Consider the following 26195-nt stretch of genomic DNA (forward strand, 5'->3'; position numbering starts at 1 on the left):
ATCAAGAGGGAACGTGTTCCCTCAATGCCGTCAGTAAGCGGCTGACCAGCGGTTTGGCCTCATTTCTCCGCCATACCGCATAGAGATTCACATACAGCGCCAGCCAGGGGACTTCAACAACAATGACAGACGACGAAGCAAGCCGCGCAAGACTTCGCTGAATAAAGGTAAATCCCAGCCCTGCTTCAACACAGGAGAGCGCCGCCAGTGGTCCGCTAACCTCAAGCTGAATATCAGGCGTGAACCCACTCCCTTCACACACCTCAAGCAAGCGGTTGGACACTGCCGTATTTAGACTTTGCTTATCGGCGATCCAGCGCATCATGTGTAACTGCTCAGGTTTGGGATCCCTAATTGCCTGTTCTATTGGCATAGCCAGCACCACCGGCTCAACTAACACGCTTTGAAAGGCAAAACCGTCATCCTCTTCCGGCTCGTTATAAACCAGTGCCAGATCCAGCGCATGATTCGCTAGCGCATCGATTTGTGCCTGTGAGCGTAAGGCATGGAGCTGTATATCAACTTTTGACGAGCAATTTAACCGGGCAAGGCTTTCAGGAAGTAGAAGTGAGTGAATGGCCGCTTCGACATAGCCAATATCAAGCCTGCCTGACTGACCATTCTTCAAACTTTTACCCAGTCCATTCAGACGATCATGGTGCAAAAGCAATGCCTTCACTTCTGTCAGGAACTGCTTGCCCTCGGCGCTGAGATAGAGGCGTTTCTTTTCCCGATGAAAAAGTGCCACACCTAACTCATCTTCCAGTTGCTGAATTTGGCGGCTTAAGGGGGATGCTGAAATATGCAACTTCTCAGCTGCCTGACCGATGTGCTCGAGTTCGGCGACGAGAGCAAAAGAGCGCAATAACTTAATGTCCATAACTTTTCCGGTCACAACTCAGTCGAGAATGATGATAGCCACACAATAAATATTGCCGCAACATCTTAAGTAATGCGACGTTTAATTAAGCAAACAGAGTCATCTTCTATTTTAATATCTACATTTGACGAGGTAATTTTGACGAACGTATTCAGCACAAGGGATATCGGCAATTATAAGGTCACTGCGCTTAGTGATGGCGTGATGAAAGCCAGCCTGAGTCTGTTATCTGGAATAGAACCTGAAGCAGCGGTAAATATACAGCAACAAGCCGGAATAAAAGCAGCAGATGATATCCAAATTAATAGCTATCTCATCCGTGGAGCGGGACGAATAATATTGATCGATTCGGGTATGGGAAACCTCAATCATATCGGTGGAGAATTAAGACGAAACCTCCTTTTATCCGGCATCATGCCTGACGAGGTTGATACTGTGTTGTTGACCCACGCGCATCCCGATCATATTGGCGGTCTGCTGGGTGAGAATGGGCGACCCGCTTACCGAAATGCAGCACTCTACATTAGCAAAGCAGAAGCAAACTTCTGGCTGGATAATGAAAAATTAACTAGCCTGAGTGAACGCGCACTGATGAATGGTTCGCTGTTTCGTCGCACGTTCGAAGCTTATTCAACTGTTCGATTTACGGAAGAAACAGCGATTGCTGAAGATATCACCGCAGTCAGCCTACCGGGACATACGCCTGGTCACAGCGGCTACCTGATAGATTCCCGCGATGAAAAATTACTGATTTGGGGTGATATTACGCATTATCCGCATATTCAAATTGCCCATCCGCAAGTTTCAATCGCCTTTGATTACGATCCTGACCAGGCAGAGCAAACACGAAGAGCAATTCTTGAGCGCGCTTCACGAGAAAACCTATTGATTGCAGGTATGCACTTGGGCGTGTCTGGGTTTGCCTATATCCGCTCCCCTTCAGAGGGACATTATTTTCTGGAATATGTCTGAACCGCGAGCCGGTGTCCGCCTTAAACATACCCCATCATCCGCAGCATCGACTGCGCCTGATTCATCGCTTCCGCGCGGTGCGTTACGCCCAATTTTTGGTACAGATTGCGGATATGCGTTTTGATGGTAGTAGCAGCGACATCCAGCTCGCCAGCAATTTGGTCGTTGCTGTATCCTGAATAGATCAGCCCCAAAACCTGCCATTCGCGTTGGGTTAGCGGGCTGGTGCGAATCAGTTCCGGCACATCGGGATGATTAATCAGGCGGCTAACAAAGCCCTCGTCAAAATGGGCAAACTTATGGCGATGATATTTATTAATCTCGCTGAGAATGCGTCTGGCGCGATGATTATCGAGTTCATCCAGCGTGTTGAGCTGAATCAGCTGACGCAGCTGCTGCGCCATCGCTTCACCTTCAATCACAAAATGGCTGACGAAACCGGTGCTACGCGCCAGTTTTAATGCTTCGGTCAGCGCCTGCTGCGCTTCCGCTTTGCGCTGGGTTTGCCAGTAAATTTGATTTAACAGCAGCAGATTGCGATTCATATCGCTCATCAGGTTGAGCGCGCGCGCATTGTCATTCAGCTCATCCAGCACCACTTCGGCCTGGCTCATATTTCCCAGCAGAATCTGCGCACGCGCGACATTGCGCCACTGCCCTTGCAGGAAGTGATTGTTGGCAAATTCCGGTTTCACCGTCTGGCGCATCCAGCTACTGGCGCTTTGGCTGTCGCCGGTCATCTGCCAAAAAATCACCCTCACCTTATCGGCATTGGCGATCCAGTCGCTATGCAGCGATCCGTTGTTAAGCAGATTCTCCAGCCGACTCAAGTGACTGCGCGCATTATCGAGATTGCCGCGCGCCAGCGAACACTGCACCAGCAAACCGAGGCACTGAATCTGCTGCTGCGGCTGATAGCCTTTCAGCACTTTTATCCCTTCGCGCGCCGCCTGTTCTGCTTCGTCGAGTCGGCCCCACGCCCACAACAGTTGCGCGCGAATTCGCAGCAGGAATTCATGCATCGGGAACTGCGTCAGATGCTGCTCTTTCACCAGCACAAATGCCCGCTCCTGTATCTCATATGCGGACTGTAAAAACCCCTGCGCAAAGAGAATCTCACTCTGCTGAATCAGGCTCCACAACGCGTAATTCCACGCTTCCTCGCGGCGCGCCATCTGCTCGGTCTGGCGCATCAGCTTCAGCGAACTGCTCAGCTCGCCTTTGCAGTGCATCACTTCGCCCAATACCGACGTCGCCACGATGCAGCTGTATTGACGGCTTTCCGGCAGCGCATCGAGCGCCAGCAACGCCAGCCGCTCGGCTTCTTCTGCGTTACCGTCATTTATCGAAACCTGCGCCAGCAGCGCGTTGAATTCGCCGCGCAGCACATCATCAATCTGTTCGCTGCAGGAGTGCTCAAAGCGCATCAGCAAACTGCTCACCTCGGAAAACCGGTGCTGGCTTTGCATCAGCCACGCCTGTAACAGCACTAACTTTGGATTTTCCAGCAGAATTTCCCACGGCAGCGCCTTGAGAGAATCTTCCAGTAGCGTGAGTTCGCTCTGATTAAACAGCGTCCAGGCGTATTGCAGCAGCACGTCGCGCAGCATCAACGCATCACCAGCCGCCAGCGCATGATGGATTGCTTCGCCAGGGAAACCCAGCCGCATCCAGCTTTCAGCCGCCGCGCGATGCAACGCAGGCAGTTCCGCCGCCAGTTCCCACTGACAGCGCTGACGCAAAAAACTGCCAAACAGCGGATGATAGCTAAACCACTCGCCCGAGTTATCCATGCGCTGCAAAAACAGGCCCTGACGCTCAATCTCTTCCAGCCGCATCTGCCCTTGTTCTTCGCCGGTTACGCAGGCGATCAGCGTATCGTTCATCGATCGCAGCAGCGCGCTTTTCAGTAAGAAATGTCGTGTGGCGCTATCCACGTTATTCAGCACCTCCTCAACCAGATAATCCGCCAGATGGCTGGCGTTAATGCCGGAAAGACGGCGCGCGGAATCCTGAGCGGAGCTGGCACCCTGACGCGTCGAGAGCGCGATCAGCTGCAGCGCCGTCGCCCAACCCGCCACGTCATCACACAAACGCCCGCTCTCTTCCGATTCCAGCGGCGTCGTCAGGCGACAATCAAAAAACTGTTTGGCTTCATGATGGGTAAAGGCCAGTTGCTGGCTGCCTAATTCAATCAGCTGTTCGCGCACGCGCAGGTTGGCAATGCCGAGCTGTGGCAGATTGCGTGACAGCAAAATCAGCGTCACATTTTCCGGCTGGTTACGTAAAAAGAAGCGCATCGCGTCGTGAATCGCGGGATTGGTGATGTGATGGTAATCGTCAATGATCAGCCAAATCGGCTGCTGCCACGCCGCCAGCTCACTGAACAACTGGGCGAACAGCGCATTCAGATTGATGTACTGCCGTTTCTGCGCCAGCGCTTCGCTCGAGGCGCAGCCGCCCTGCGTTGCCTGCTGCAGAGCCGCGATGAGGTAATCGACGAAGCGTTCAGGCTGATTGTCGCCCTCATCCAGTGAATACCAGCCCAGATTGGCTTTCCCCGCCGCCCATTGCGAGATCAGCGTGGTTTTGCCATATCCCGCCGGACTAGTCACCAACACCAAACGGTAATTGCCCGCCGCGCCGAGTTTTTGCATCAGGCGCTCGCGCGCAACCGTGTTCTCAAGGCGGACCGGTCGGCTAAGTTTGGAGGGTATTAACATCGGTAAACGCTTCTCCCTAAACGTGGCGCATCATTATTTTACGCTTCGTAATTAATAGTCACATACGTTCAGATATTCGTTTACCTAATGCAAGCTAACCCATTAAGCAGTCTTAACAAAAGCGACGGTTATCACATTCCTGTCACACTTTAAGATTTCCCTCAGCCTCTCCTCCCCGCTCATCCTCCCCGCTGAATTTGGTGCAGGAGGAGGAGCGCGTCATGGCTGACGCGCAGAATGAAGCACATTCACCTCCGCCCTGACAGGACTGATTATGAAATTTGATCGCACCCGTTTTAAACACGCGCTAACCCGACAATGGCAACGTTTTGGTCTGCACGATGCGCAAGAGATGACGCCCAACCAATGGTGGCAGGCGCTGAGTGGCGCACTGGCCGACATGCTGGCGGAGATGCCTGCGCCACCAGCGGCCACGCCGCAGCGTCACGTTAACTACATCTCGATGGAGTTTTTGATTGGCCGACTGACCGGCAACAATCTGCTCAACCTTGGCTGGTATGACGAGGTGAACGAGGCGCTGGCCGAGTGGAATATCACGCTGAGCGACGTGGAAGCGTGTGAAACCGATCCGGCGCTGGGCAACGGCGGTTTGGGCCGGCTCGCCGCCTGTTTTCTCGATTCGATGGCAACCGTGGGACAACCCGCCACCGGCTACGGACTCAATTATCAGTACGGTCTGTTCCGCCAGCACTTTGTTGATGGTGCGCAGCAGGAGATGCCGGATGACTGGCAGCGCGACAGCTATCCGTGGTTTAACCACAACGCGGCGTTAACTGTGCCGGTGCATCTCGGCGGCAAAGTCAGCACCCATAATGGCGTTGCGCGCTGGGAGCCGGCGGTGCAAATTCTCGGCGAAGCCTGGGATCTGCCGGTGGTCGGTTATCAGAATGGCGTCACTCAGCCGCTGCGCTTGTGGCAGGCGAAACATGCGCAGCCGTTTAATCTGCAGCGCTTCAATAACGGGGATTTTCTGCGCGCCGAGCAGCCGGGCATCGAGGCTGAAAAACTCACCAAAGTGCTCTACCCCAACGACAACCACGACAACGGCAAAAAGTTGCGCCTGATGCAGCAATATTTCCAGTGCGCTTGCTCGCTGGCGGATATTCTGCGCCGTCATCAGCGCGCCGGACGCAGCATTGCCAGCTTGCCGGATTATGAGGTGATTCAGCTCAACGATACCCATCCAACGCTGGCGATCCCCGAGCTGATGCGCCTGCTGCTGGATGAATACGCGCTGAGCTGGGACGAAGCGTGGCACATTACCCAGCGCACCTTTGCGTACACCAATCACACCTTGATGCCTGAAGCGCTGGAGTGCTGGGATGTGCGCATGGTGCGCGCCCTGCTGCCGCGCCACATGCTGATCGTTACCCAACTAAATGCTCAGTTGAAGAAGCAGGTGGAAGCGCGCTGGCCGGGCGACGAAGCGACCTGGGCGAAACTGGCGCTGGTACACAATAACCAGCTGCGTATGGCGAATCTCTGCGTCACCAGCGGCTTTGCGGTAAACGGTGTGGCGGCGCTGCACTCGCAGCTGGTGGTGAAAGATCTGTTCCCGGAATATCACGCGCTGTGGCCGGAGAAATTCCACAACGTCACCAACGGCATCACACCGCGCCGCTGGATTAATCAGTGCAATCCGGCGCTAGCGGCGTTGATCAGCCAAACTCTCGATCAGCCGTGGCTCACCGATCTCGATCAGCTGAAAGCGTTAGAAACCTACGCCGATCACGCCGCATTCCAGGCGCAGTATCGCGCCATCAAGCAGCAGAACAAGGTTGCGCTGACGCAATGGATCGCAGAACGCACCGGCATCCAGGTGAATCCTGAGGCAATGTTTGATGTGCAGATCAAGCGCCTGCACGAGTACAAGCGTCAGCATCTGGCGTTGCTGCACATTATCGCGCTGTGGCAAACGCTGGTGAGCGATCCGCAGGCCAACCTGACGCCGCGCGTGGTGCTGTTTGGCGCTAAAGCCGCGCCGGGTTACGTGCTGGCCAAAAACATCATCTACGCGATTAACAAAGTGGCGGCCACCATCAACAACGATCCGCGCATTGGCGATCGCCTGAAAGTGGTGTTTGTGCCTGATTACAACGTCACGGTTGCCGAGCGGCTGATTCCGGCGGCCGATTTATCGGAGCAGATTTCTACCGCCGGTAAAGAGGCATCCGGCACCGGCAACATGAAACTGGCGCTAAACGGCGCCTTAACCATCGGCACGCTGGATGGCGCCAATGTGGAGATCGCCGAACAGGTTGGGCGCGACAATATCTTTATCTTTGGTCATACCGTTGATCAGGTCAGCGCGTTGCAAGCAGAAGGTTACTCGCCTGACGCGTGGCGCAAAAAAGATGCGCAGCTGGATCGGGTATTGAAAGCGTTAGAAGACGGCACCTTTAGCGACGGCGACGTCACCGCGTTCGAGCCGCTGCTGCACAGCCTGAGCGCCAAAGGCGGCGATCCTTATCTGGTGCTAGCCGATTTTCGTCACTACCTCAACGCGCAGGCGCAGGCAGAAACCTTGTGGGCCGATCAGCATGGCTGGACGCGCGCCCGCGATTCTCAACACCGCGCGCTGCGGCATGTTCAGCGCCGATCGCGCCATCCGCGACTATCAGCAACGCATCTGGCAGGCCGCGCGATGAACAGCACTATCACGCCAACCGCCGAAATCGCCAGCGAATACATCGACGCGCACGGCCAGCTGCAATCGGTTTCTGCCGTTACCCGCCAGCGTTTGCTGGCGGCGATGCATCCCACGCAACCGCACGCTTCGCCGCTGCCGCCGGTATTGATCGTGCAGGAAGAACACGCGGAGATTGTGCTGCCTGCGCCCGGCATAACAGGCGAATGGCAGCTGATCGCGGAACAGGGCGAACGCTGGCAAGGTCGCGCAATCGCCAACCGGCCGATCGCTTTGCCTGCGCTGCCTTTGGGTTATCACCAGCTCAGCTTTAACGCCCAACAGCAGGCATTTCACTGCCGGATTATTGTCGCGCCCGTGCGCTGTTACGAGCCACCGGCCATCCAGCAAGGGCAATCACTGTGGGGCGCCTGCATTCAGCTGTATACGCTGCGATCGGCCAACAACTGGGGAATCGGCGATTTCAGCGACTTAAAGCAGATGCTGGTTGAGGTCGCGCAGCGCGGCGGTGCCTGTATTGGGCTAAACCCGCTGCATGCGCTGTTCCCGGCAACGCCGGAAAGCGCCAGTCCGTACAGCCCTTCGTCGCGGCGCTGGCTCAACATGCTGTATATCGATGTCGCCGCCGTTGAGGATTTTACGCTGAGTGAAGAAGCGCAACGCTGGTGGCAGGCGACCAGCACGCAGCAGGCGCTACGGGCGGCGCGGGACGCTGAGTGGGTCGATTACTCAGCGGTTACTCGCCTGAAGCTGGAGGCGCTGCGTTTCGCCTGGCAGCAGTTCAGGCAGCGCGGTGGGGATGATGGCCTGGTTGTCGCCTTTGAACGTTTTATGCAGCAAGGCGGTGAAAGTCTGCTGCATCAGGGCGTGTTTGATGCGCTGCACGCCGCGCAGATCGCCGAAGACCCTCAGCGTTACGACTGGACAACCTGGCCTGCGGCGTTGCAGTCGCCCGAGAGCGCAGCGGTGCGGGCATTCCGCATCGAACACACCTATGACGTGCGCTTTTATCTGTGGCTGCAATGGCTGGCCGCGCGCCAGTTTGCTGATTGCTGGGCGGTGTGCCAGCAGCAGGCGATGCCGATTGGCTTATACCGCGATTTGGCGGTGGGCGTGGCGCAGGGCGGCGCGGAAACCTGGAGCGATCGCGAGCTTTACTGCTTGCAGGCCAGCGTCGGCGCGCCGCCGGATATCCTCGGCCCGCTGGGCCAGAACTGGGGATTGCCGCCTATGGATCCGCAGATTATGCAGGCGCGCGCCTACCAGCCATGGATTGATCTGCTGCGCGCCAACATGCACGACTGCGGCGCGCTGCGCATCGATCACGTGATGGCGCTGCTGCGACTGTGGTGGATCCCGCAGGGCGAAAGCGCGGCCGAAGGCGCGTATGTGCATTATCCCATCGACGATCTGCTGGCGATTCTGGCGCTGGAGAGCCAGCGTCATCACTGCATGGTGATTGGTGAGGATTTGGGTACGGTGCCGGAGAAGATCATCGGCAAGCTCTACCAGGCGGGCGTTTACTCCTACAAAGTGCTCTATTTTGAGCAGACGTCCAAAGTGGCCTTTCGCGCCCCCGCCCGCTGGCCACGTCAGGCGATGGCGGTCGCCACCACCCACGATATGCCGACCCTGCGCGGCTGGTGGCAAAGCGATGATTTACGGCTGGGCAGCGAGTTGGGGCTTTATCCTGATAAGCAAATTCTTGCCGGTCTGAGTAAGTCACGCTTAGCCGCGCGCCGCGCGCTGTTTAAGAGCCTGCAACGCAGCAATTGCTTGCCCGAACAGGCCGAACCGCAGGTGATGGATCGCGCGTTAAGTGCGGCGATGCAGCGTTATCTGGCCGACAGCAATAGCGCGCTGCTGGGCCTGCAACCCGAAGAGTGGCTGGATATGGCTTCCCCAGTGAATATTCCCGGCACCACCCGCCAATATCCCAACTGGCGCCGCAAACTCAGCGCTTCGCTGGAGGCGATGTTTAACGACCCGCAGATCAATGCGTTGTTGGCGGATATCGATCAACGCCGGCGGAAAGTGAAATAATTCACAGCGGTCGCCATGGAAGGCGATCTTAAAAACGCACACATCCGTAGCGGCGCGATTCATCGCGTTGTTTTGACTTTCGTGCTCCGACACAGCATTGCGCAATAAATTGCGCCGCTACGAACTTTGGCTCCCAATAAAAAAGGTGCACCGAAGCGCACCAGATGGGACAAATCAGCACTGCCGGGGCGGATTACCCCTTGCCTTTAACACTGCTGATAAACACCTGTCTGGCCGACGTGGAGCCTAAACGCTCGGCCTCGTCCAGCAGCTTCAACGCCTTATCGATATTGCCCTTCTCAACGGCTTCGCGGATGTTCTGATTAAAGTAACCTTCGGTATCCGTCATGATCGGTTTAGGTTTTGCATCCGAAACCGGAGCAGCACGATAAGTCGCCGGCGCAACCGGCTGCGTATTGCCTACCGTTACCGGCGCAGGACTCGATGATCCAAACAGCGGTCCAACCAAAATGGATGAACCTGAACTGGTTTTCACTTTCAGTTTCAACGTGCCATCGCGGCTGTGCTGCGCAATCGGATCGGGGATATCCGGCACCGCATTGCCGGTACCGCGGGCGTAGGCTTTCGCCGGATCCAATAACGTGGTGGTTTCGGTCAAATCCTTCTCGGTGGTAAACACCAGCAAGTAGATCTTTTGCTGACCCAGCGCAGGCGTCAGTTTCATCACGCCTTCCAGCCGATCCGCCGCCATCACGCCCGGCTGCTGGTAGGTGAAAAAGCGCGCCGGGAACCAGGCCGCCGGACGCATGTTCTCATCCAGCACCAGCACATTCGGTGCGAACACCTGATTTTGTTTCACTTCACTGCTCAGCGTAATGGTGAGTTCACCGATATTGGCTGGCAAGCTGTAGGCCGCCACCGAACCCGTCACGCCCGCTGCATTCAGGTTGCTGTGGCTCTCGCTCAGCGTAGTGACCTGCGTGCGGGAGGTATCGACCGGCAGCCAGCTCAGCGTTTGCAGGCTGGCGGCGGGGAATGTGGGCGCGGCAGAGAGATCCTGTGGCACCAGATTGACATCCGCGAGCGCCGGTAAACTTTGGCCGGCCAGCAGCGCGGCGCTCAGGCAGAGCGCAAAAACCGTTTTTTTCATTCTCATTGTATAACCTCAAAAACTGTCAGGCGGCGGCGCGAACCAGGCAATGGCGCGCCGCGCCGAAAAGAGATTGTCTCAGTTAAGCCACATGCGGGTGCATTACCACCAAATCTCCATCTGCGCCCCGAATGTCACCTCATCGTCGTTGCCACGGCTGTTGGTCAGAATGCCGTTGCCGCTGCTGTCGTTAGAAGCAAAGGAGGTCAAATCACCTGAGCTGTCTTTGCTGTAGCCCCATTTCTCATCCCACTTGGCGTAGGTTGCGAACAGACGCAGTGCCGGACGCGACCAGATGCTGTCGCCCGCCTGCCACTGTTGCGCCAGCGTCACTTTGTACTGGCCGTTGCGCTCGTTCACCTGCTGCGACTTCACGTTGTCATAGCCCACTTCAAGCAGCGTGCTCATGATTGGCGTCCATTTGTACATTGGGCGCACGCCCACGGTGTACCACTCGGTGCCACGGTTGTTATCGAGATCGGTGTTCTGGTACATGGCGACGTACATCAGATCCCAGCGATCGGCGAGGCTAATCGCACCGTGATCGAGTACGCGATACATGCTGCCGCTGTTGTTGATGTTGGTGCCCTGCGGCAGCCCTTTGCCCTGCGACGTCAACGCATCGGTGGCGTACTGCAGCACGAATTTGTTGTAACCCTTCAGCATGCTCTGCGTGTGTTCGGCGGTGAACATCCAGCCATCTTTGGAGGCGTTATCTTCGAGGCGATAACCGTCACGCGCGTTGGCGCGGCCATAATCGACGCCCAGTTCCAGCACGCCGTTCGGGTTGGTTTCAAGACCTGCGAGACGCACATCAAACACGTCGTTGGCGGTGCTGGTGGCGTAATCACGGATCTGATCGCTGGAGAAGGTGTAAGAACCGCCCGCTTCGGAGGAGCGCGTGGCGGCAAAAGAGAGTTTGCCGAAGCCGAGATCGACATCTTCCAGACCGGCACCGGGACCGGAAATATCCCAGTAGTAGAAGTCGATCATATGCACGTCATGACGCTGGTAGAAACGCTTACCGGCCCAGATGGTGGAACCCGGCAGCGCGTCGATCAGGTTTTTGCCTTTGACGTTGGCTTCGCGGAACGCGGGCGAGGTCGCTTCCCAGTCATTCTGCTGAGAAACCGAATAGGCGACGTTGGTATCGAAGTAGAAGCTCTTATCGCCCTCTTTCCACACTTCCTGGCCCAGCTTCAGCTCAGCGTAGGTTTCACATTCGTTGCCCAGACGGTATTTACTTTGAGCGCCGGTGGCCTGAAAACATTGCTGTTCCCCGCCGCTGCCGGTCCAGCCGATGCCGGAACGAGCATAGCCGGTAAAATCGACTGCCATCGACGGGGCAGCGAGCGTGCCTGCCGCGATAGCAACCGCGATAGGGAGTTTGCGCAGAGTTAACATTTTCTATCTCCTGAGGTCATTGCTTTTATTGTTTTGCAGGGCTAAACACCGGGTTCCTGATGTAGCCGGCGACAGGCGCTGCCATCTTCACGGAAAAGATGGCAACGCTCTGGCGGCAGGCCGATGCCCATCAGGGCGCCCTCTTCTACCAGCACGACGTCCTCCTGGCGATAAACCAGGCTTTGACGAATGGCGGGAATCTGGATGTGAATTTGCGTTTCGTGTCCCAGCTGCTCCACCACCGTCACCTCGCCTTCGAGGGTGACGTCAGCGATATCGCTGGAGAGCAGATGTTCGGGACGAATGCCTAACGACATGTTGCTGCCCACCTGCACACCGGCGCTGTCGACCGGCAGCCACACCAGCTGGGTATTGGGTAAACGCACCTGAACCTGATCAATGGCGGTAGCGGTGACTTTTACCGGTAAGAAATTCATGCGCGGTGAGCCGATAAAACCGGCAACAAAACGATTGGCGGGATAGTGATACAGCTCGAGCGGCTTGCCGACCTGGGCAACGTGGCCGCCATCCAGCACCACGATCTTATCGGCCAGCGTCATCGCTTCGGTCTGATCGTGGGTGACGTAAATCATGGTGCGCTTCAAACGCTTATGCAGGCGTGAGATCTCGATGCGCATCTGCACGCGCAGCGCCGCGTCAAGGTTGGAGAGCGGCTCATCGAGTAAAAACACCCGCGGTTCCGCCACCAGCGTACGGCCAATCGCCACGCGCTGACGCTGACCACCCGACAACGCTTTCGGACGGCGATCCAGCAGATGCGCCAGCTGCAGCACTTCCGCCACCTGATTGACCCGCTGCTGAATCTCCGCTTTGCGCGTGCCGGCCAGCTTCAGGCCGAACGACATGTTCTCAGCCACCGAAAGGTGGGGATACAACGCGTAGGACTGAAACACCATGCCGATGCCGCGCTCGGCGGGCGGCACCTCATTCATGCGTTTGTCGCCAATAAACAGATCGCCGCTGGTGATGGTTTCCAGACCGGCAATCATGCGCAGCAGCGTCGATTTGCCGCAGCCTGAAGGTCCGACAAAAACCACGAACTCGCCTTCGGCGATCTCAAGGCTGATGTTTTTCGACACCTCGGTTTCGCCCCACACCTTGGATACACTGCGCAACGTAACGCTCGACATGATGCTTTCCTCTCAGCTTGCTATTCCTTGTCCGCAAGTCGGCGGACAGACCCCGGCGACCACTATGGGCAAGGAGATAACCGCCGACATCCTCCACCGCATGGCGTCAGCGTGGGGGAGGAGACGGGAGGAGGAGATCTTGCAAACCTGTCTGATAAAACGCGGCAGGCAACCATTTTTGTGAGCTATGACGCAGAGCAGAGCGACGATTGTGTGCGCCAGCCCGTGATAACCGGGTGGTTTTGCAACGCAGATCACATCAGTTGTCGGGCAGGCGTAGAGCCGGGGAGGATGAGAAGCGGCGGCAGATACTCACAATGTGGCAGGTAAAACGATTTCCGTTTCCGCTAACAGGATGGAGTTATGACAATGAAAACCGGTGCACGCATTCTTGCCCTTTCCGCCCTGACGGCCGTGCTGTTTTCAGCCTCTGCCGTTGCAAAGATTGAAGAGGGAAAGCTGGTCATCTGGATCAACGGCGACAAGGGCTACAACGGCCTGGCTGAAGTGGGTAAAAAGTTTGAGCAGGAGACCGGCATCAAGGTGACGGTTGAGCATCCGGACAAAATGGAAGAGAAGTATCCGCAGGTGGCCGCCACTGGCGACGGCCCGGACATCATCTTCTGGGCGCACGATCGCTTTGGCGGTTATGCGCAGTCAGGCTTGTTAGCGGAGATTTCGCCGGACGCGCGCTTCCAGGAGAAAATCTTCCCCTTCACCTGGGACGCGGTGCGCTTCAACGGCAAGCTGATCGGTTATCCGATTTCGGTTGAGTCCTTGTCCCTGATCTACAACAAAGATCTGCTGCCTGAGCCGCCAAAAAGCTGGGAAGAGATCGCCGCCATCGATAAGAAAATGCGCGCACAGGGCAAGAGCGCCATGATGTTCAATTTACAGGAACCGTACTTTACCTGGCCGCTGCTGGCGGCGGGCGGCGCCTATGCCTTTAAGCTCAACGATGGTCGCTATGACGTGAAAGATACCGGCGTCGATAACGCTGGCGCCAAAGCGGGCATGAAGTTCCTCGTCGATCAGGTGAAGGCCAAAACGCTGAATGCCGATACCGATTACTCGATTGCCGAAGCCGCCTTTAACAAAGGCCAAACCGCCATGACCATCAACGGGCCGTGGGCATGGAGCAACATCGATAAGAGCAAGATCAACTACGGCGTGACGCTGCTGCCAACGCTGAACGGCAAAAACTCTAAAACCTTCGTTGGCGTGCTGAGTGCAGGCATCAATGCCGCCAGCCCTAACAAAGAGCTGGCCAAAGAGTTCCTGGAAAATTACCTGCTGACCGACGCTGGTCTTGATGCGGTCAACAAAGACAAACCGCTCGGCGCGGTGGCGCTGAAATCGTTCCAGCAGACGCTGGAGAAAGATGAGCGCATTGCCGCCACCATGACCAACGCGCGCAACGGCGACATCATGCCGAACATTCCGCAGATGGCCGCCTTCTGGTACGCGATGCGCACCGCCACGCTGAATGCGCTGAGCGGACGTCAAAGCGTTGATGCGGCGCTAAAAGATGCGCAGGCACGACTCAACAAGTAATCCTCTCTACCAGAGCCGGCGCAATCCGGCTCGTTACTGGCTGTTAAGGAAAACCGCATCATGTCAGGAAAACCGAAAACAGCACGGTTCAGCGCCGTGCTGAAGGCTCTTTTTCTCGGTATCTGCTGTCTGCTGGTCGGCTATCTGCTCGTGCTGATGTATGCAAAAGGTGAATATCTGTTTGCGCTGGTGACGCTGATTATCAGCGCCGTCGGCATCTGGATTTATGCCAATCGTCGCGCTTACGCCTGGCGCTATGTCTATCCCGGACTCGCGGGTATGGCGCTATTCGTACTGTTTCCCCTCGCCTGTACCGTGGCGATTGCCTTTACCAACTACAGCAGCACCAACCAGCTGACGCTGGAACGTGCGCAACAGGTGTTGCTGAGCCGTCAGTATCAGGATGGTTCGGCGCTGAACTTCTCGCTGATCCCGGCGGGCGATCGCTGGCAGCTGGTGCTGACCGAAGCCGCCAACGGGCAAACCTTCGTCTCGCCTGCGTTCGCTTTTGGCGGATCGCAAAAGCTGAAACTCATTAGCGCCCCGCCACCGCCGGGCGAACGCGCCACGCTGCGCATCGTCACCACCAATCGCCAGGCGCTGAACCAGATTCAGGCCGAACTGCCGGATGGTCGTATGGTGGTGATGAGCTCACTGCGTCAGTTCTCCGGTACGCGGCCATTGTATGTACTGCAAGCCAACGGCGACCTGAAAAATCAGCAAAGCGGCGCGCTTTATCAGGCCAATCGTGAAAGCGGTTTCTATCAGAATAGCAGCGGCGAGGCGCTGAGTCCGGGCTTTACGGTGAATACCGGCTGGAAGAATTTCATTCGCGTGTTTACCGATGAAGGGATTCAAAAACCGTTTCTGGCGATCTTTGGCTGGACGCTGCTGTTTTCGTTTGTGACGGTAATTCTCACCGTGGCGGTCGGCATGGTGCTGGCTTGCTTAGTGCAGTGGGAAGCGCTGAAAGGCAAAGCGGTGTATCGCGTGATGCTGATTTTACCCTACGCCGTGCCGGCGTTTATCTCGATATTGATCTTCAAAGGCTTATTCAACCAGAGCTTCGGTGAAATCAACGTGATGCTCAAAGCGCTGTTTGGCTTCCAGCCCGCGTGGTTTAGCGATCCGACGCTGGCGCGCACCATGCTGGTGATCGTCAATACCTGGCTGGGTTATCCCTACATGATGATTCTCTGCATGGGGCTGCTGAAAGCGATTCCGGACGATCTTTATGAAGCTTCGGCGATGGACGGCGCCGGGCCGCTGCAGAACTTCTTCCTGATTACCCTGCCGCTGCTGTTGAAGCCGCTGATGCCGCTAATGATCGCCAGCTTCGCCTTTAACTTTAATAACTTTGTGCTGGTGCAGCTGCTAACCAACGGCGGACCGGATCGCATCGGCACTACCACGCCAGCGGGTTACACCGATTTGCTGGTCAATTACACCTGGCGCATTGCGTTTGAAGGTGGCGGCGGACAGGACTTTGGTCTGGCGGCGGCGATCGCCACGCTGATCTTCCTGCTGGTGGGCGCGCTGGCGGTAATCAATCTAAAAGCCGTGCGGATGAAATTCGATTAAGGAGGTGTTATGGCTATGGTGCAACCCAAATCGCAAAAGCTGCGTCTGTTGATGACGCACCTTCTGCTGCTGATGTTTATTGCGGGAATCCTGTTTCCGCTGCTGATGGTGTTCGCCATCTCACTGCGCGCCGGTAACTTCGCCACCGGCTCGCTGATCCCGGAGCAGATTTCCTGGGAACACTGGCAGCTGGCGTTAGGTTTCAGCGTGGAGCACGCCGATGGCCGCGTGACGCCGCCGCCCTTCCCGGTACTGCTGTGGTTGTGGAACTCGGTGAAAATCGCCGCCATCAGCGCGATTGGTATTGTGGCGCTTTCCACCACCTGCGCGTATGCCTTTGCGCGCATGCGTTTTGCCGGGCGCGCCACGCTGCTTAAAGGCATGCTGATTTTCCAGATGTTCCCAGCCGTGCTGTCGCTGGTGGCGCTCTATGCGCTGTTTGATCGCCTGGGACAATATCTGCCATTTATCGGCCTGAATACGCATGGCGGCGTGATCTTTGCCTATCTCGGCGGCATCGCCCTGCACGTCTGGACCATTAAAGGCTATTTCGAAACCATCGATGGATCGCTGGAAGAAGCCGCCGCGCTGGATGGCGCCACGCCGTGGCAGGCGTTCCGGCTGGTGCTGTTGCCGCTCTCGGTGCCGATTCTGGCGGTGGTGTTTATTCTGGCATTTATCGCCGCTGTCACCGAAGTGCCGGTCGCCTCGCTGCTGCTGCGCGATGTGAACAGCTACACGCTGGCGGTCGGCATGCAGCAATATCTCAACCCGCAAAACTATCTGTGGGGCGACTTTGCCGCGGCGGCGGTGCTCTCTGCAATTCCGATTACGCTGGTGTTCCTGCTGGCCCAACGCTGGCTGGTCAGCGGCCTGACGGCCGGTGGCGTGAAAGGATAACCCGTTTATTATCCTCCTTCCTCAATGTTCACTGCAGTTGAGGGTTTTGGCGGCCTTAGGGCCGCTTTTTTTATGGGTGTGGGGTTATTACAGATCCTTTTGTCACCCGATATAGACTGAATCAATGCGGTCGCGTCAAATTTGGTTAGGGTTTCCGAGTAGTAGAGGCCGCGATCATCTTCTCAAACAATAGGTGTAACGGGTTGAAAAATGAATGTTGCGCTCATGCGACGCTGTGTTTGGAATTTATCAAAAGCGTCAATCGGGCTGACATTTTCCAGATTGCTAAAGTTGAGCCGTTCAAATAAATAACGTTCAATACGTGAGGATAGGATGTATTCATCATTTAAGTGCCCGGTCTGTTTACTGATTCGCTGAGTAAAGCCGCTAATGATAACGGTATTAAATGGCAGCGCGCAAAAAGCCATACCAGCCAGCCGCAATACGATACCGTGCACATGCGAAGCATAACGTTCTCGCATCGCCTTTTGTGACAACTCTTTTTCAATAATCTCTGTTCCACGGGCATTCACCCGTACTGATGAAGTAGGCAGCATTTCATATTCTGGCAAATCTACTTCAATGAGAATTTCAGATGTGGAGGCATTCACCTGAAACGACACCAGCGTCTCACGTGGCCAGTCTGCAGCTTGAATGACTTCGGACAGAAGTGATTCGAAATAGCTGTTATCGGTGGCGAATTGCGATTCAATATTAGCCGACTTGCTTGCAATCTTCTTTTCATGTTCAGCCGCATCGAATTTCCAGTTAGCGTATAGCTCCGCCCAGCGCTGACGCATCGCCTGATATCGCTTAATAGAAAGTTCGTTTTCCTGTTCGCACTCTTCGACTTCTCGTTGCCATTGCTCAATATTACGTGTTTGCCGATCCTGGCGAGCAGAAGCTGATTCAAATATTCGTCCAATAAGACCACGACCTTGATTGTCTTCAGGTTGTTCAGGTGCAATAAGAGGAACGGGCTTTTCGGGACGGACAGGTGCAGGCACATTGTAGGGCTGCAACATCAACTGCCGATAATGCGCTTCGAGCTCGGAGTAGGAATGCCCCGTACGAGGATCAGGTGTAAGGAGATAGATATTCACAATATCGTCTACAGCCTGATTAAGCGCTTCCACCTCTTGCTCAAGCTCTTGCCGTAAATAGGGATCCTCTTGTCGAGAAGCATTGCGTTTTCTGCTCGCTGCACTTGCTCGATCTAAACGAGTTCGATAGCTCAATCCCGTCCCTGGAAGTCCCAGATTGGCATAAGTACCGCGTTTGCCGAACGAAACGGATGCCCCTCGCGGCCCAACACTCATACTCGCACCCGAGGAGCTCAGGCTCATCCTTACACCGGGAATAATGCTTATCGATTTTCGAAATCTAAACCCCATGTTATTAACCATTCCTTTTAATTATTGAGTAAGGGTAAAAAATTGCCATTTTTCCCGGCTGAAGATGGCGATAAGATAGCCATCAATGTTGTCTAGCCAACCGTAAATATATCGTTATTCGAGTGCGGCTGAATGAAATTATACAGAACTTTATTGCCCAAGCATTTTTGAATACAGGTCGTAATTTTCCTCATCAAAGCAGACCAAATTGACTTGCTCGATATTGGCGTTCTCACGCAAACACTGATTAATCACATCTAATGCGATCTCAGCCGCCAGCTCTTTAGGAAATCTATATATGCCAGTACTGATATTGGGAAACGAAACGGTTTGAATGCCGTATTCTTCTACCAGTTTAAAACAGCTCAGATAGGCATTTTTCAACAGCGTTTCTTCCTCATGTCGTCCGTCATGCCAGTGTGGGCCAACGGTGTGAATGACGTATTTTGCTGGCAAATCACCCGCCGTGGTGATCACTGCATCTCCGACTTTACAGCCACCTTGTCGATTTCTGATTTTCTGACACTCAGCCAAAATCGCCGGCCCGCCCGCACGATGGATGGCGCCATCAACTCCGCCGCCGCCCAGTAAGGAGGTGTTGGCGGCGTTCACAATGGCTTTCACTGGGACTTTGGTTATATCGTCTTTAAGCAATACTATTTTGTTCATGTATTTCTAATCCTCAGCGTCAGCAATCTTAGCCAAAAGCTAAGCAATCATCCTCTCACTCCATCCATCCTTAAACACAATATTACCGTCCACGTATTTCCATGTGATCGTTTCATATCGTAGCTCAATATTTTCCAGATGCGTGCTGGTCTGGCCGTTTGGCAGCAGAGCCGGTGAAATGCTGGAGATTTTGACTTTATCCAGGTGGATATTAAAATACTCAACCTCAATACCCGCTTCGTTAATTCGGTACATCTTGATGGTCGCTGATTTCAGCGTTCTGGCCTGACATAATGCACGAAACAGCACCGGCGTTGTTCTATCAAACTCCTTTTGAACGGATATTGGTGCATGAATTCTTATGGCCGTAAGCCTTCCCGTGTGCGGATCCACCGGGATGGTAATGTTGTGCATGAGGGAGTTGAGCTCTATCGAACCGAGTCTGGTCGGCATCATGCACGAGCCCACAATCGGCGAACCGCTTTCATCTTCTAACCAGATATGTGCTGGAGTTGACATATTTAATCCCTTAAAGTTTTCGACATTTATAAACAACAAAAATATACGCGCACAGGTAAACTATACATACACTCATTATCCCACTCTCAGGATAGAAATAAAATTTCAACATACCAAACACGAGCGCACATAAAACGGGAACGTATATACGTAATAGAAATTGCAATTGCGTTATCAACCATCGATTTAAAAACCCTCTCATAGTTTTACTCCAATCTACTCGTATACAAGTCTGACGAGCATTTATACCTAATTACATTGAACATATGCTATTTCTCTAAGAGTCTTAAATTCACAATCAAGAACATATGTTTAGCCTGCAAAAATAGGCACCTAAACAAACATACTTCAATCTTAATTCAACGACATTTGTAGATAACAAATGACAGAGAGCATAGATAAAATATCCCTAAACCTAACATACTGCTATCTGGGAAAAAGTAAATTTGTAGTAACGCAAAAAGTATTGTTAATACTATCGGCACGTAAGTGCAAATCAGGAACTTCGATTCTGATATTAACCATTGCTTTAAAAATTTTTTCATCATTTCCCCACTAACTTCATCAATACTCCAGCGACTTCGTAATCTGAAAGCCATTGATTTTTTAGCGCACCAGCCCGCATGAATGAAGGTTCAATAAGGAAATACATCATTTCGAGTTCTCGCATATACAATGCGTGGTAAAAAAGAGGGTGCATTATTTGCAAGCGCTTTGCGCTGTCTGCTGCGTTTTGAACTATGGCATAAATTCCCAATACTGACGCTGCCGCACCAACTGCAGTACCAACATTACGGCCAACAGGAAGCGTTATATTCATCCCCATAACGACAGCCATAGCCGCTCCAGCACCAAATGCGCGAGTAGTGAGTGTGCTGGCTGCAATGTGAATGTTTGCTCGCATTAGATGAATTTTAATTGCTTCGAGTTGGCGATAAGATCTGCCTTCAAGCTGATAGTCTATGTAGGTTTGCAACAGTGCAAAAACAATATCTCTGTCTTTTATTAACCGAACGACTGCTTTTCTAAAACGATTATCTTCCAGCATCTGATTTTTACAGACGTCCATGTATTCATCAGTAAAGCACGATGTATAAAATGAAAGCCGGGCCGCCCCTTTATTGATCTTACTGACCTGATCGGAAACTGCATCAATAACGCCTGAAACGGCGTTGTCGAGCTTTTCTGCCAGAATCCTTTGCGCCTGAAGCTGCTTTATGACCGCATCACTGTGATATATATATATCCCTGAAATTTCCTCCGTTAACCACGAAAACAATAGAGTAATGGTATAATTCAGGGAAGCTAAAATTTAGCCAGACGTGATCCTTATTCATAAAATAAGGATGTGTAAATTCTCACTTAATTTTGTGTTTTACTCATTTCAGTAAAGAAAATACTGAGAGGCGTTAGCGTGTGAAATATCTATTATTTAATCCGTAATTGCGTACAGATGTGTATCATTCGTCTTAAGCTTATTAATGCGTAACGGTCGCCATGAATGAATGGCGACCGTACGGATCAATTCATCACTAATCCGCCATCAATGTACAACGTTTGCCCGGTAACAAATTCGCTCCAGTCGGTGGCGAGAAACAGCACCGGGCCGGTAACATCTTCCGGTCGCGCGATGCGCCGCAGCGGGGTTTGCGCGGTGAGAGAATCGCGCACCGCTTCGCGCGTTGCCTGGCTGGCATCGGTGGGATACACCAGACCGGGCGCCACGCAGTTTACGCGGATCCCCAGCGGGCCCAGCTCCGTCGCCAGCGTGCGGCTAAAGCCGGTTAGCGCCGCTTTCGCGGTGATGTAATCGTGGTAAGGCACTGAAGGACGCGCCACCAGATCGCTGGTGAGATTAACGATACTGCCGCGCACGCGCGCGCGCATTAACGGCAGCGCCGCCTGGCAGACGTTATAGGCGGCTTTTACCGCGCCATCGAACTGCGACTGATAGCCTGACCACGACGCTTCCCAGAAACGTGAACGATTTTCAGTGTCGAAAACGTAGGGTGCGAAAGCGTTGTTGATTACCGCATCGAGGCGGCCGGTGGCGTTGACGATCTGCTCCATCATGGCGTTGACCTGCTGCTCAAAGGTGACATCGGCGGCAATCGCCAGCGCGTCGCCGCCCAATGCGCGGCACTCCTCAACCACGCCCGCAGCGGCAGCTTCATTGCGCAGATAGTTCACCACCACAAACGCGCCTTCTGCGGCGAAGGCTTTAGCGATCGCTGCACCAATGCCGCGGCTTGCGCCGGTTACCAGAACTGTTTGGTTGGAGAATTTCATTTTGGCTCCAGGTTGATATGGTCACGTAATATCTGTAGCGGCGCGATTTATCGCGCGCAGCTGATTGATGCGCAATAAATTGCACCGCTACGGTATGTGCGATCTGTTACCGCGTCACTCCGCATACGGTGCGTAACGCTCGGCGGTCGCTTCTGCGCCCTGCTCGATCTCCGTGATGGTCACCAGATCGAGCAAACTAAAACGTCCATCGTGATGCCAGCCCGCTTCCGGCGAGGTCATATTGCCGAACGCCGCGATGCGCGTAACGCCCACTTGCCCGAGCAGAGCCGAAATGCCGAACAACGCCTGCGGCGCGGCCGCCACGCCTGCGGTTTGCAGAAAATGCCGCTGCGGCGCCACCAAATCGACCACTTCCTCCAGCGCATCCACGCACACCACTTTCAACGTACGGCCCAATGCCGCCGGCGATAAAGGCTCCGCATGATCAACGCTCACCACTGCCCAATCGTCTGCCGCCTCGCCGTAAAGCGTACGATCGCCGCCCAGCGCGCGAATCTCCTCGCCATTACGCCACGCGGCAATGCTGTTGATCTCTTCGCTCGCCAGCGGACGGCGCGGATGTTTGTGCGCCAGCGCGGCGAGTTCATGGGCGATGTAGCTGGCGAACTCATCCGGCGACACCTTGCCGCCGCGCTCGACAAACAGCATTTGCGGCGAGTAACAACCGGCTTGGTCGTAACGCATCACGTCGTAAGCCACGCGACGCGCCAGCTCCGCGCCTTGCCGTACATTCAGCGCCGAACGCGCCACCATTCCGAAGCTGATTTTATGGCCGTGCGGCAGAAAGCGCGTGGTAACCGGCAAACGCTGTTGGATCGCCGCCAGCGTTGAATTTCCACCATAAGCCACCAGCGCATCGGGCTGACGCAGCCACGTTAGTTCGGTTTGCGCATCGCCGCCTTTCCACCACACCACCGCGATACATTCGCCCAGGTTAGGATCGATCTCCGCCAGCAACTGCGCGAACCAGCTTGCCATCAGCGGCTCATTGCCTGGCAGTTTACCGATGGTGCCCGCCTTAACCAGCAGACCGCAAATCAAACTCCACAGCGGCAAGCCCGGCACGTTGCCCGCCCAGATATGCATTAACAATTGCGGGCCAAATGCGCGCGCAAAGCCGCCTTTGGGGCGCGGCTGGAAATCGTCGAGCATCTGCGCATCGGCGAAATCCTCCGCCAGAAAGCGCTTCAGCTGCGGCTGACGAAAGGTTTTCAGATAGCCGGTAAGGCCAAGCCGCACCATCTCGGCATCGTAACCGGTGACGATGGGCAGCAGCTTTTCGGCCTTGATGCGCAGTGGATGATGACGATCGAGCAGTCGCGCCACCGCTTCATCAATGATGCCCATGATCTGCGCCACGCTCAGCTGCTGGAGATAAGCGCGGGCGTTGGTGCGGATGCGCGTTGCGAGCGCCTTTATCTGCGCGTCATCAAGTTGCGGAACGCAAACCTCGAGGCTTTCGCCACGATGATTGAAACTCAGCGTGTGCCAATGCACTTCGTCAGCGGAGAGGCCCGGCAGATGTCCGGCAATTTCTTTCACGACTGTGCCTGCGCGCTGGCGAGAAACGCTTCCATGGTCAGCGAACAGCCTTTGGCATCAGCGCCGGTCGCGCGTCCCAGCAGATGGAATCCACCGGGCACCCTCACGCCTGCATCTTCCGTTAACAAAGCGGACACCGAGTTGAAATGCGCCAGATCGTGATGCGCCAGCACGCCAACTTCGCCGTCCGGCACATCATCACCGGTAAGCGGATTGACCACGCGCGTGCGGATCCAGTGCGGCCCGGATTTCACCGGCGGGCAGCGCTCATTGCCCGCGTCGTAAAACTGCGTGCTGATTTCCGTCATGCCGTACATGTTGATGCAGTGGGAACGCGGAATGCCGAAGGCATGAGAGAGCGAAGCGTAGAATTCTTCCGCGCCCATCTCGCGCGACTGGCCTTTGAAACCGCCGGTATCGAGAATGCGGCTACCTGCTGGCAGCGCGAAGCGGCGTTTTTGGCGCTGCATGTTATCCAGCAGAGGCACAAAGCTGTAACTGGCGCCCAGCAACGCGTACGGTTCGCCGCCCGCTTCGGCCTGTTCCAGCGCAGTGAACAGACGATTGGTTTCGAGGCCATGTTCGCCCACCATCACTTCACTGTCCGGCGTGCCACACTCCTGCAGCGCCAATTTAAGATAGGTCGCCAGCGAGGAGTTCGGCATCGCTACAGTATCCGGGAACAAAATGCCCATGCGGATGCGATCGCGGCCCGCCATAAAGCGACGGCGGAAGTTGAGCAGCATCGATTTTTTCCACACCTCCAGCGTCGAATGGTAACTGCGCCCTTTTACCGTGCCGGTGGTGCCGCTGGTCATAAAGATCTCGGCAATTTGGTCGGTGGGACGGCAGCTGAGCGTCAGATCTTTGAAGGCATTAATCGGGATGGCGGGAATGTTGCGCCAGTTTTTCACCGTCAGCGGCGTGCGTCCGCGCTGGGTGGCGAAGCGGCGATAAGGGGAATTGTGTGCGAACTGATAAGCGAAGATTTCGAGGGCCAGCTGGTTGAAATCGTCGTCTGAGCTATCTTCGCGCTGCAGGAATGTCAGCAGAGCCTGGATGATGTGTGTTTCGTTCATGTGCGTCGCCACCTTTGCGATTGCGCAGAGACTCTCAGGCAACGCCTGAAGAGCGCGAACTGTCCGCTACAAAGCACAAAGAGGGAATCAGGGCGCGATATCGCCCTGCGGTTCCGCATCCCTACGCCGGTATTAGCCGGATCAGGTTCAGAGGGTCACTACGTTGCCCGCGCATACACGCCAGCCGGTAGAATCTCAGCCCCTTAACAGAGCACCCCTTGGAACAAGCCGCAGTCTAGGATGGCGCGCGATGATGTGTCAACCATGTTAAATACGCGTGAAAATTTGAGCTGCCCGACACAAATCACGTCATGTCTTATACTCAGAGCATGAGTATTTGCGGAGGTGATGTATGGCTGGCGGTTGGTCAGAAGATGGTGCGGTACACAAACAAATTGATGCCACGGTAGATGATGCGGTGGCACGCGCTCGTGAAAATCTTGGGCACGGTGAAAGTGCTGAATTTTGCGACGAGTGCGGCGAACCGATCCCGGAAGCGCGTCGCGCAGCATTGGCTGGCGTGCGTTACTGCGTGAATTGCCAGAGCAAGATCGATAAAAAACAGGCGGCGATCAGCGGTTATAACCGCCGCGGAAGTAAGGATAGTCAGTTGAGATAGTTATTTAAATTAGCAATTCAGGTTAATGGATATTTTAAAATTTCATTTGCACTCGTTACTTTTAATTAGAATTACCATTAATCTGAAGCAAGACCATTCGCATATCTCCTGATTTTTCAAAGTTAAATACTGCAGCACTATTGCTGAAGCCGAAAGAAGAGCCTAATTTTACAAACTTTATGGCTTAGATTTCACCTTGAGCAACTTGAGTTTAGCCAGTAATGCTGATAAGTTAGCCACACAACTCAACCCTGTACGCAGCGATTCAGTTCGCTGGCCGTTAGGGTGAAAAAACCGGCTCAGGCCGGTTTTTTCGTATCTTAAGGAAGGATAAGAGTGCGTACTGCAATATTCATTGATGGATACAATGTATTTTATGGACTCCTTGCAGGTACGCCTTATAAATGGCTCAACTTGTCATTGCTGCTGTCGCATATATGCCGGGTACAGGATCCGACTGCCATAATTGAAACAATAAATTATTATACCTCCTCGGTTATTCCCCACCTCGCCACACGCGGTATTGAATCCCGACACGCTCAGGATACTTATATTCGCGCGCTGAAAACGACCGGAATAAATATCTTCACCGGACGTCATCGACTTGAGCACGCTCGGGCTCCGCGTTTCATTAGTAAAAAAGTACCCGCATCACGTCTGGATAAGGTAGATATCTGGGAGCTGGAAGAGAAAGAAACCGACGTGAATATTGCCATCAGCATGTATCGTTTGTTTGCTAAACAGCAGAAGTTGCCAATAGAAGAGAGGATCGCGCAGCTGGTGTTAGTATCGGCTGACACCGACATGACGCCAGCACTTAAGGCGATTCGCGAAGATTTTCCCGACATTCGTATCGGGATCATTTTGCCGCACCGCCAGGGCAACGTACGTGGTGTTCCGGGTTCACTGCAGAATCATAGTCACTGGATACGCAAAACAATCACTAATGAAGAGCTTGATGCATGCCAGTTTCCTGTTCGGGTTGCGACGCGTAAAAAACCTGCGGTTAAACCCGAATATTGGTAAGCATCAAAACCACGCCATTTAATGCGCCTCGCGGTAAATGGCATAGCTCA

19 protein-coding genes, 1 pseudogene and 1 riboswitch are annotated in these 26195 nt (G+C 54.5%); of the genes and pseudogenes, 8 read left to right on the plus strand and 12 right to left on the minus strand.

The features are described from left to right. Nucleotide 1: 1 nt before the first annotated feature. A complete protein-coding gene (locus Q3H59_RS24490; protein ID WP_309837823.1) occupies nucleotides 2–880 on the minus strand; it encodes a LysR substrate-binding domain-containing protein in 879 nt (292 codons plus the stop codon). Between the two features lie 138 nt (nucleotides 881–1018). On the opposite strand from Q3H59_RS24490, the gene Q3H59_RS24495 reads away from it, so the two are divergent. Further along, nucleotides 1019–1852 (plus strand): MBL fold metallo-hydrolase, encoded by an 834-nt coding sequence (locus Q3H59_RS24495; protein WP_405042495.1) that lies wholly within the window; start codon nucleotides 1019–1021, stop codon nucleotides 1850–1852. Nucleotides 1853–1872: 20 nt separating this feature from the next. On the opposite strand, the gene malT is transcribed toward Q3H59_RS24495, so the two are convergent. Next, on the minus strand, nucleotides 1873–4575 hold the full coding sequence (malT, locus tag Q3H59_RS24500; RefSeq protein WP_192414495.1) for an HTH-type transcriptional regulator MalT: 2703 nt from the start codon (nucleotides 4573–4575) through the stop codon (nucleotides 1873–1875). Between the two features lie 274 nt (nucleotides 4576–4849). On the opposite strand from malT, the pseudogene malP reads away from it, so the two are divergent. After that, a pseudogene (gene malP, locus Q3H59_RS24505) lies at nucleotides 4850–7244 on the plus strand (maltodextrin phosphorylase). Next, entirely contained in the window at nucleotides 7241–9286 is a 2046-nt protein-coding gene (gene malQ, locus Q3H59_RS24510; RefSeq protein ID WP_309837825.1) for a 4-alpha-glucanotransferase, read from the plus strand. The pseudogene malP and the gene malQ overlap by 4 nt, the downstream one beginning before the upstream one ends. A gap of 193 nt (nucleotides 9287–9479) precedes the next feature. Here the strand turns inward: malQ and malM are convergent, their stop codons facing one another. The 3 genes from malM to malK all read right to left on the minus strand — a co-directional run bounded on the left by malM (nucleotide 9480) and on the right by malK (nucleotide 12952). Further along, on the minus strand, nucleotides 9480–10403 hold the full coding sequence (gene malM, locus Q3H59_RS24515) for a maltose operon protein MalM (protein ID WP_110867146.1): 924 nt from the start codon (nucleotides 10401–10403) through the stop codon (nucleotides 9480–9482). Nucleotides 10404–10499: 96 nt separating this feature from the next. Continuing rightward, complete coding sequence (locus Q3H59_RS24520) at nucleotides 10500–11801, minus strand: maltoporin (protein ID WP_137387053.1); 1302 nt, start codon at nucleotides 11799–11801, stop codon at nucleotides 10500–10502. Between the two features lie 41 nt (nucleotides 11802–11842). Beyond that, nucleotides 11843–12952: a maltose/maltodextrin ABC transporter ATP-binding protein MalK gene (gene malK / locus Q3H59_RS24525; RefSeq protein ID WP_101761287.1), complete on the minus strand. Its 1110-nt coding sequence runs from the start codon at nucleotides 12950–12952 to the stop codon at nucleotides 11843–11845. A gap of 363 nt (nucleotides 12953–13315) precedes the next feature. On the opposite strand from malK, the gene malE reads away from it, so the two are divergent. From malE to malG, 3 genes are read left to right on the plus strand one after another with little or no spacing between them, the layout of a single operon-like run. Beyond that, nucleotides 13316–14506 carry a maltose/maltodextrin ABC transporter substrate-binding protein MalE gene (gene malE, locus Q3H59_RS24530; protein ID WP_061719671.1) on the plus strand — a complete coding sequence of 397 codons (1191 nt, stop codon included), beginning with the start codon at nucleotides 13316–13318 and terminating at the stop codon, nucleotides 14504–14506. Nucleotides 14507–14566: 60 nt separating this feature from the next. Next, nucleotides 14567–16087, plus strand: coding sequence for a maltose ABC transporter permease MalF (malF, locus tag Q3H59_RS24535; protein WP_309837831.1), 1521 nt, complete (start codon nucleotides 14567–14569; stop codon nucleotides 16085–16087). Nucleotides 16088–16096: 9 nt separating this feature from the next. After that, a complete protein-coding gene (gene malG / locus Q3H59_RS24540) occupies nucleotides 16097–16987 on the plus strand; it encodes a maltose ABC transporter permease MalG (protein WP_008110659.1) in 891 nt (296 codons plus the stop codon). A 182-nt stretch (nucleotides 16988–17169) separates the two neighbouring features. Here malG and Q3H59_RS24545 read toward each other — a convergent pair whose 3' ends face one another. The 7 genes from Q3H59_RS24545 to Q3H59_RS24575 all read right to left on the minus strand — a co-directional run bounded on the left by Q3H59_RS24545 (nucleotide 17170) and on the right by Q3H59_RS24575 (nucleotide 24500). Continuing rightward, nucleotides 17170–18381 (minus strand): DUF4236 domain-containing protein, encoded by a 1212-nt coding sequence (locus Q3H59_RS24545; protein ID WP_309837834.1) that lies wholly within the window; start codon nucleotides 18379–18381, stop codon nucleotides 17170–17172. Between the two features lie 150 nt (nucleotides 18382–18531). Beyond that, entirely contained in the window at nucleotides 18532–19050 is a 519-nt protein-coding gene (locus Q3H59_RS24550; RefSeq protein WP_309837837.1) for an O-acetyl-ADP-ribose deacetylase, read from the minus strand. A gap of 39 nt (nucleotides 19051–19089) precedes the next feature. Beyond that, nucleotides 19090–19569: a type VI secretion system tube protein TssD gene (locus tag Q3H59_RS24555; RefSeq protein ID WP_309837839.1), complete on the minus strand. Its 480-nt coding sequence runs from the start codon at nucleotides 19567–19569 to the stop codon at nucleotides 19090–19092. A 544-nt stretch (nucleotides 19570–20113) separates the two neighbouring features. Then, on the minus strand, nucleotides 20114–20848 hold the full coding sequence (locus tag Q3H59_RS24560) for a hypothetical protein (protein ID WP_309837840.1): 735 nt from the start codon (nucleotides 20846–20848) through the stop codon (nucleotides 20114–20116). A gap of 242 nt (nucleotides 20849–21090) precedes the next feature. After that, nucleotides 21091–21858: an SDR family oxidoreductase gene (locus Q3H59_RS24565; protein ID WP_309837842.1), complete on the minus strand. Its 768-nt coding sequence runs from the start codon at nucleotides 21856–21858 to the stop codon at nucleotides 21091–21093. A 114-nt stretch (nucleotides 21859–21972) separates the two neighbouring features. Then, a complete protein-coding gene (locus Q3H59_RS24570) occupies nucleotides 21973–23421 on the minus strand; it encodes an acyl-CoA reductase (protein ID WP_309837844.1) in 1449 nt (482 codons plus the stop codon). Beyond that, nucleotides 23418–24500 carry a long-chain fatty acid--CoA ligase gene (locus Q3H59_RS24575; RefSeq protein WP_309837846.1) on the minus strand — a complete coding sequence of 361 codons (1083 nt, stop codon included), beginning with the start codon at nucleotides 24498–24500 and terminating at the stop codon, nucleotides 23418–23420. The genes Q3H59_RS24570 and Q3H59_RS24575 overlap by 4 nt, the downstream gene beginning before the upstream one ends. A gap of 101 nt (nucleotides 24501–24601) precedes the next feature. Continuing rightward, nucleotides 24602–24729: riboswitch (TPP riboswitch) on the minus strand. A gap of 123 nt (nucleotides 24730–24852) precedes the next feature. Here Q3H59_RS24575 and Q3H59_RS24580 point away from each other — a divergent pair. Together Q3H59_RS24580 and Q3H59_RS24585 are read left to right on the plus strand one after the other, a co-directional pair. After that, the gene (locus Q3H59_RS24580) at nucleotides 24853–25119 is read left to right on the plus strand and encodes a DksA/TraR family C4-type zinc finger protein (protein WP_008110643.1); all 267 of its coding nucleotides are present in this window, start codon (nucleotides 24853–24855) and stop codon (nucleotides 25117–25119) included. A gap of 336 nt (nucleotides 25120–25455) precedes the next feature. Next, nucleotides 25456–26145: an NYN domain-containing protein gene (locus Q3H59_RS24585; protein ID WP_309837848.1), complete on the plus strand. Its 690-nt coding sequence runs from the start codon at nucleotides 25456–25458 to the stop codon at nucleotides 26143–26145. Nucleotides 26146–26195 lie beyond the last annotated feature (50 nt).

The sequence above is a fragment of the Pantoea sp. SORGH_AS_0659 genome (genome assembly GCF_031453915.1).
In the GTDB taxonomy this organism is placed as follows: Bacteria; Pseudomonadota; Gammaproteobacteria; order Enterobacterales; family Enterobacteriaceae; genus Pantoea; species Pantoea leporis.

What these genes read in the sequence shown, in the direction of transcription:
- Q3H59_RS24490 (WP_309837823.1), bottom strand. Translation starts at nt 880, where the DNA reads ATGGACATTAAGTTATTGCGCTCTTTTGCTCTCGTCGCCGAACTCGAG.
- malT (WP_192414495.1), bottom strand. Translation starts at nt 4,575, where the DNA reads ATGTTAATACCCTCCAAACTTAGCCGACCGGTCCGCCTTGAGAACACG.
- malQ (WP_309837825.1), top strand. Translation starts at nt 7,241, where the DNA reads ATGAACAGCACTATCACGCCAACCGCCGAAATCGCCAGCGAATACATC.
- malM (WP_110867146.1), bottom strand. Translation starts at nt 10,403, where the DNA reads ATGAGAATGAAAAAAACGGTTTTTGCGCTCTGCCTGAGCGCCGCGCTG.
- Q3H59_RS24520 (WP_137387053.1), bottom strand. Translation starts at nt 11,801, where the DNA reads ATGTTAACTCTGCGCAAACTCCCTATCGCGGTTGCTATCGCGGCAGGC.
- malK (WP_101761287.1), bottom strand. Translation starts at nt 12,952, where the DNA reads ATGTCGAGCGTTACGTTGCGCAGTGTATCCAAGGTGTGGGGCGAAACC.
- malE (WP_061719671.1), top strand. Translation starts at nt 13,316, where the DNA reads ATGACAATGAAAACCGGTGCACGCATTCTTGCCCTTTCCGCCCTGACG.
- malF (WP_309837831.1), top strand. Translation starts at nt 14,567, where the DNA reads ATGTCAGGAAAACCGAAAACAGCACGGTTCAGCGCCGTGCTGAAGGCT.
- malG (WP_008110659.1), top strand. Translation starts at nt 16,097, where the DNA reads ATGGCTATGGTGCAACCCAAATCGCAAAAGCTGCGTCTGTTGATGACG.
- Q3H59_RS24545 (WP_309837834.1), bottom strand. Translation starts at nt 18,381, where the DNA reads ATGGGGTTTAGATTTCGAAAATCGATAAGCATTATTCCCGGTGTAAGG.
- Q3H59_RS24550 (WP_309837837.1), bottom strand. Translation starts at nt 19,050, where the DNA reads ATGAACAAAATAGTATTGCTTAAAGACGATATAACCAAAGTCCCAGTG.
- Q3H59_RS24555 (WP_309837839.1), bottom strand. Translation starts at nt 19,569, where the DNA reads ATGTCAACTCCAGCACATATCTGGTTAGAAGATGAAAGCGGTTCGCCG.
- Q3H59_RS24565 (WP_309837842.1), bottom strand. Translation starts at nt 21,858, where the DNA reads ATGAAATTCTCCAACCAAACAGTTCTGGTAACCGGCGCAAGCCGCGGC.
- Q3H59_RS24575 (WP_309837846.1), bottom strand. Translation starts at nt 24,500, where the DNA reads ATGAACGAAACACACATCATCCAGGCTCTGCTGACATTCCTGCAGCGC.
- Q3H59_RS24580 (WP_008110643.1), top strand. Translation starts at nt 24,853, where the DNA reads ATGGCTGGCGGTTGGTCAGAAGATGGTGCGGTACACAAACAAATTGAT.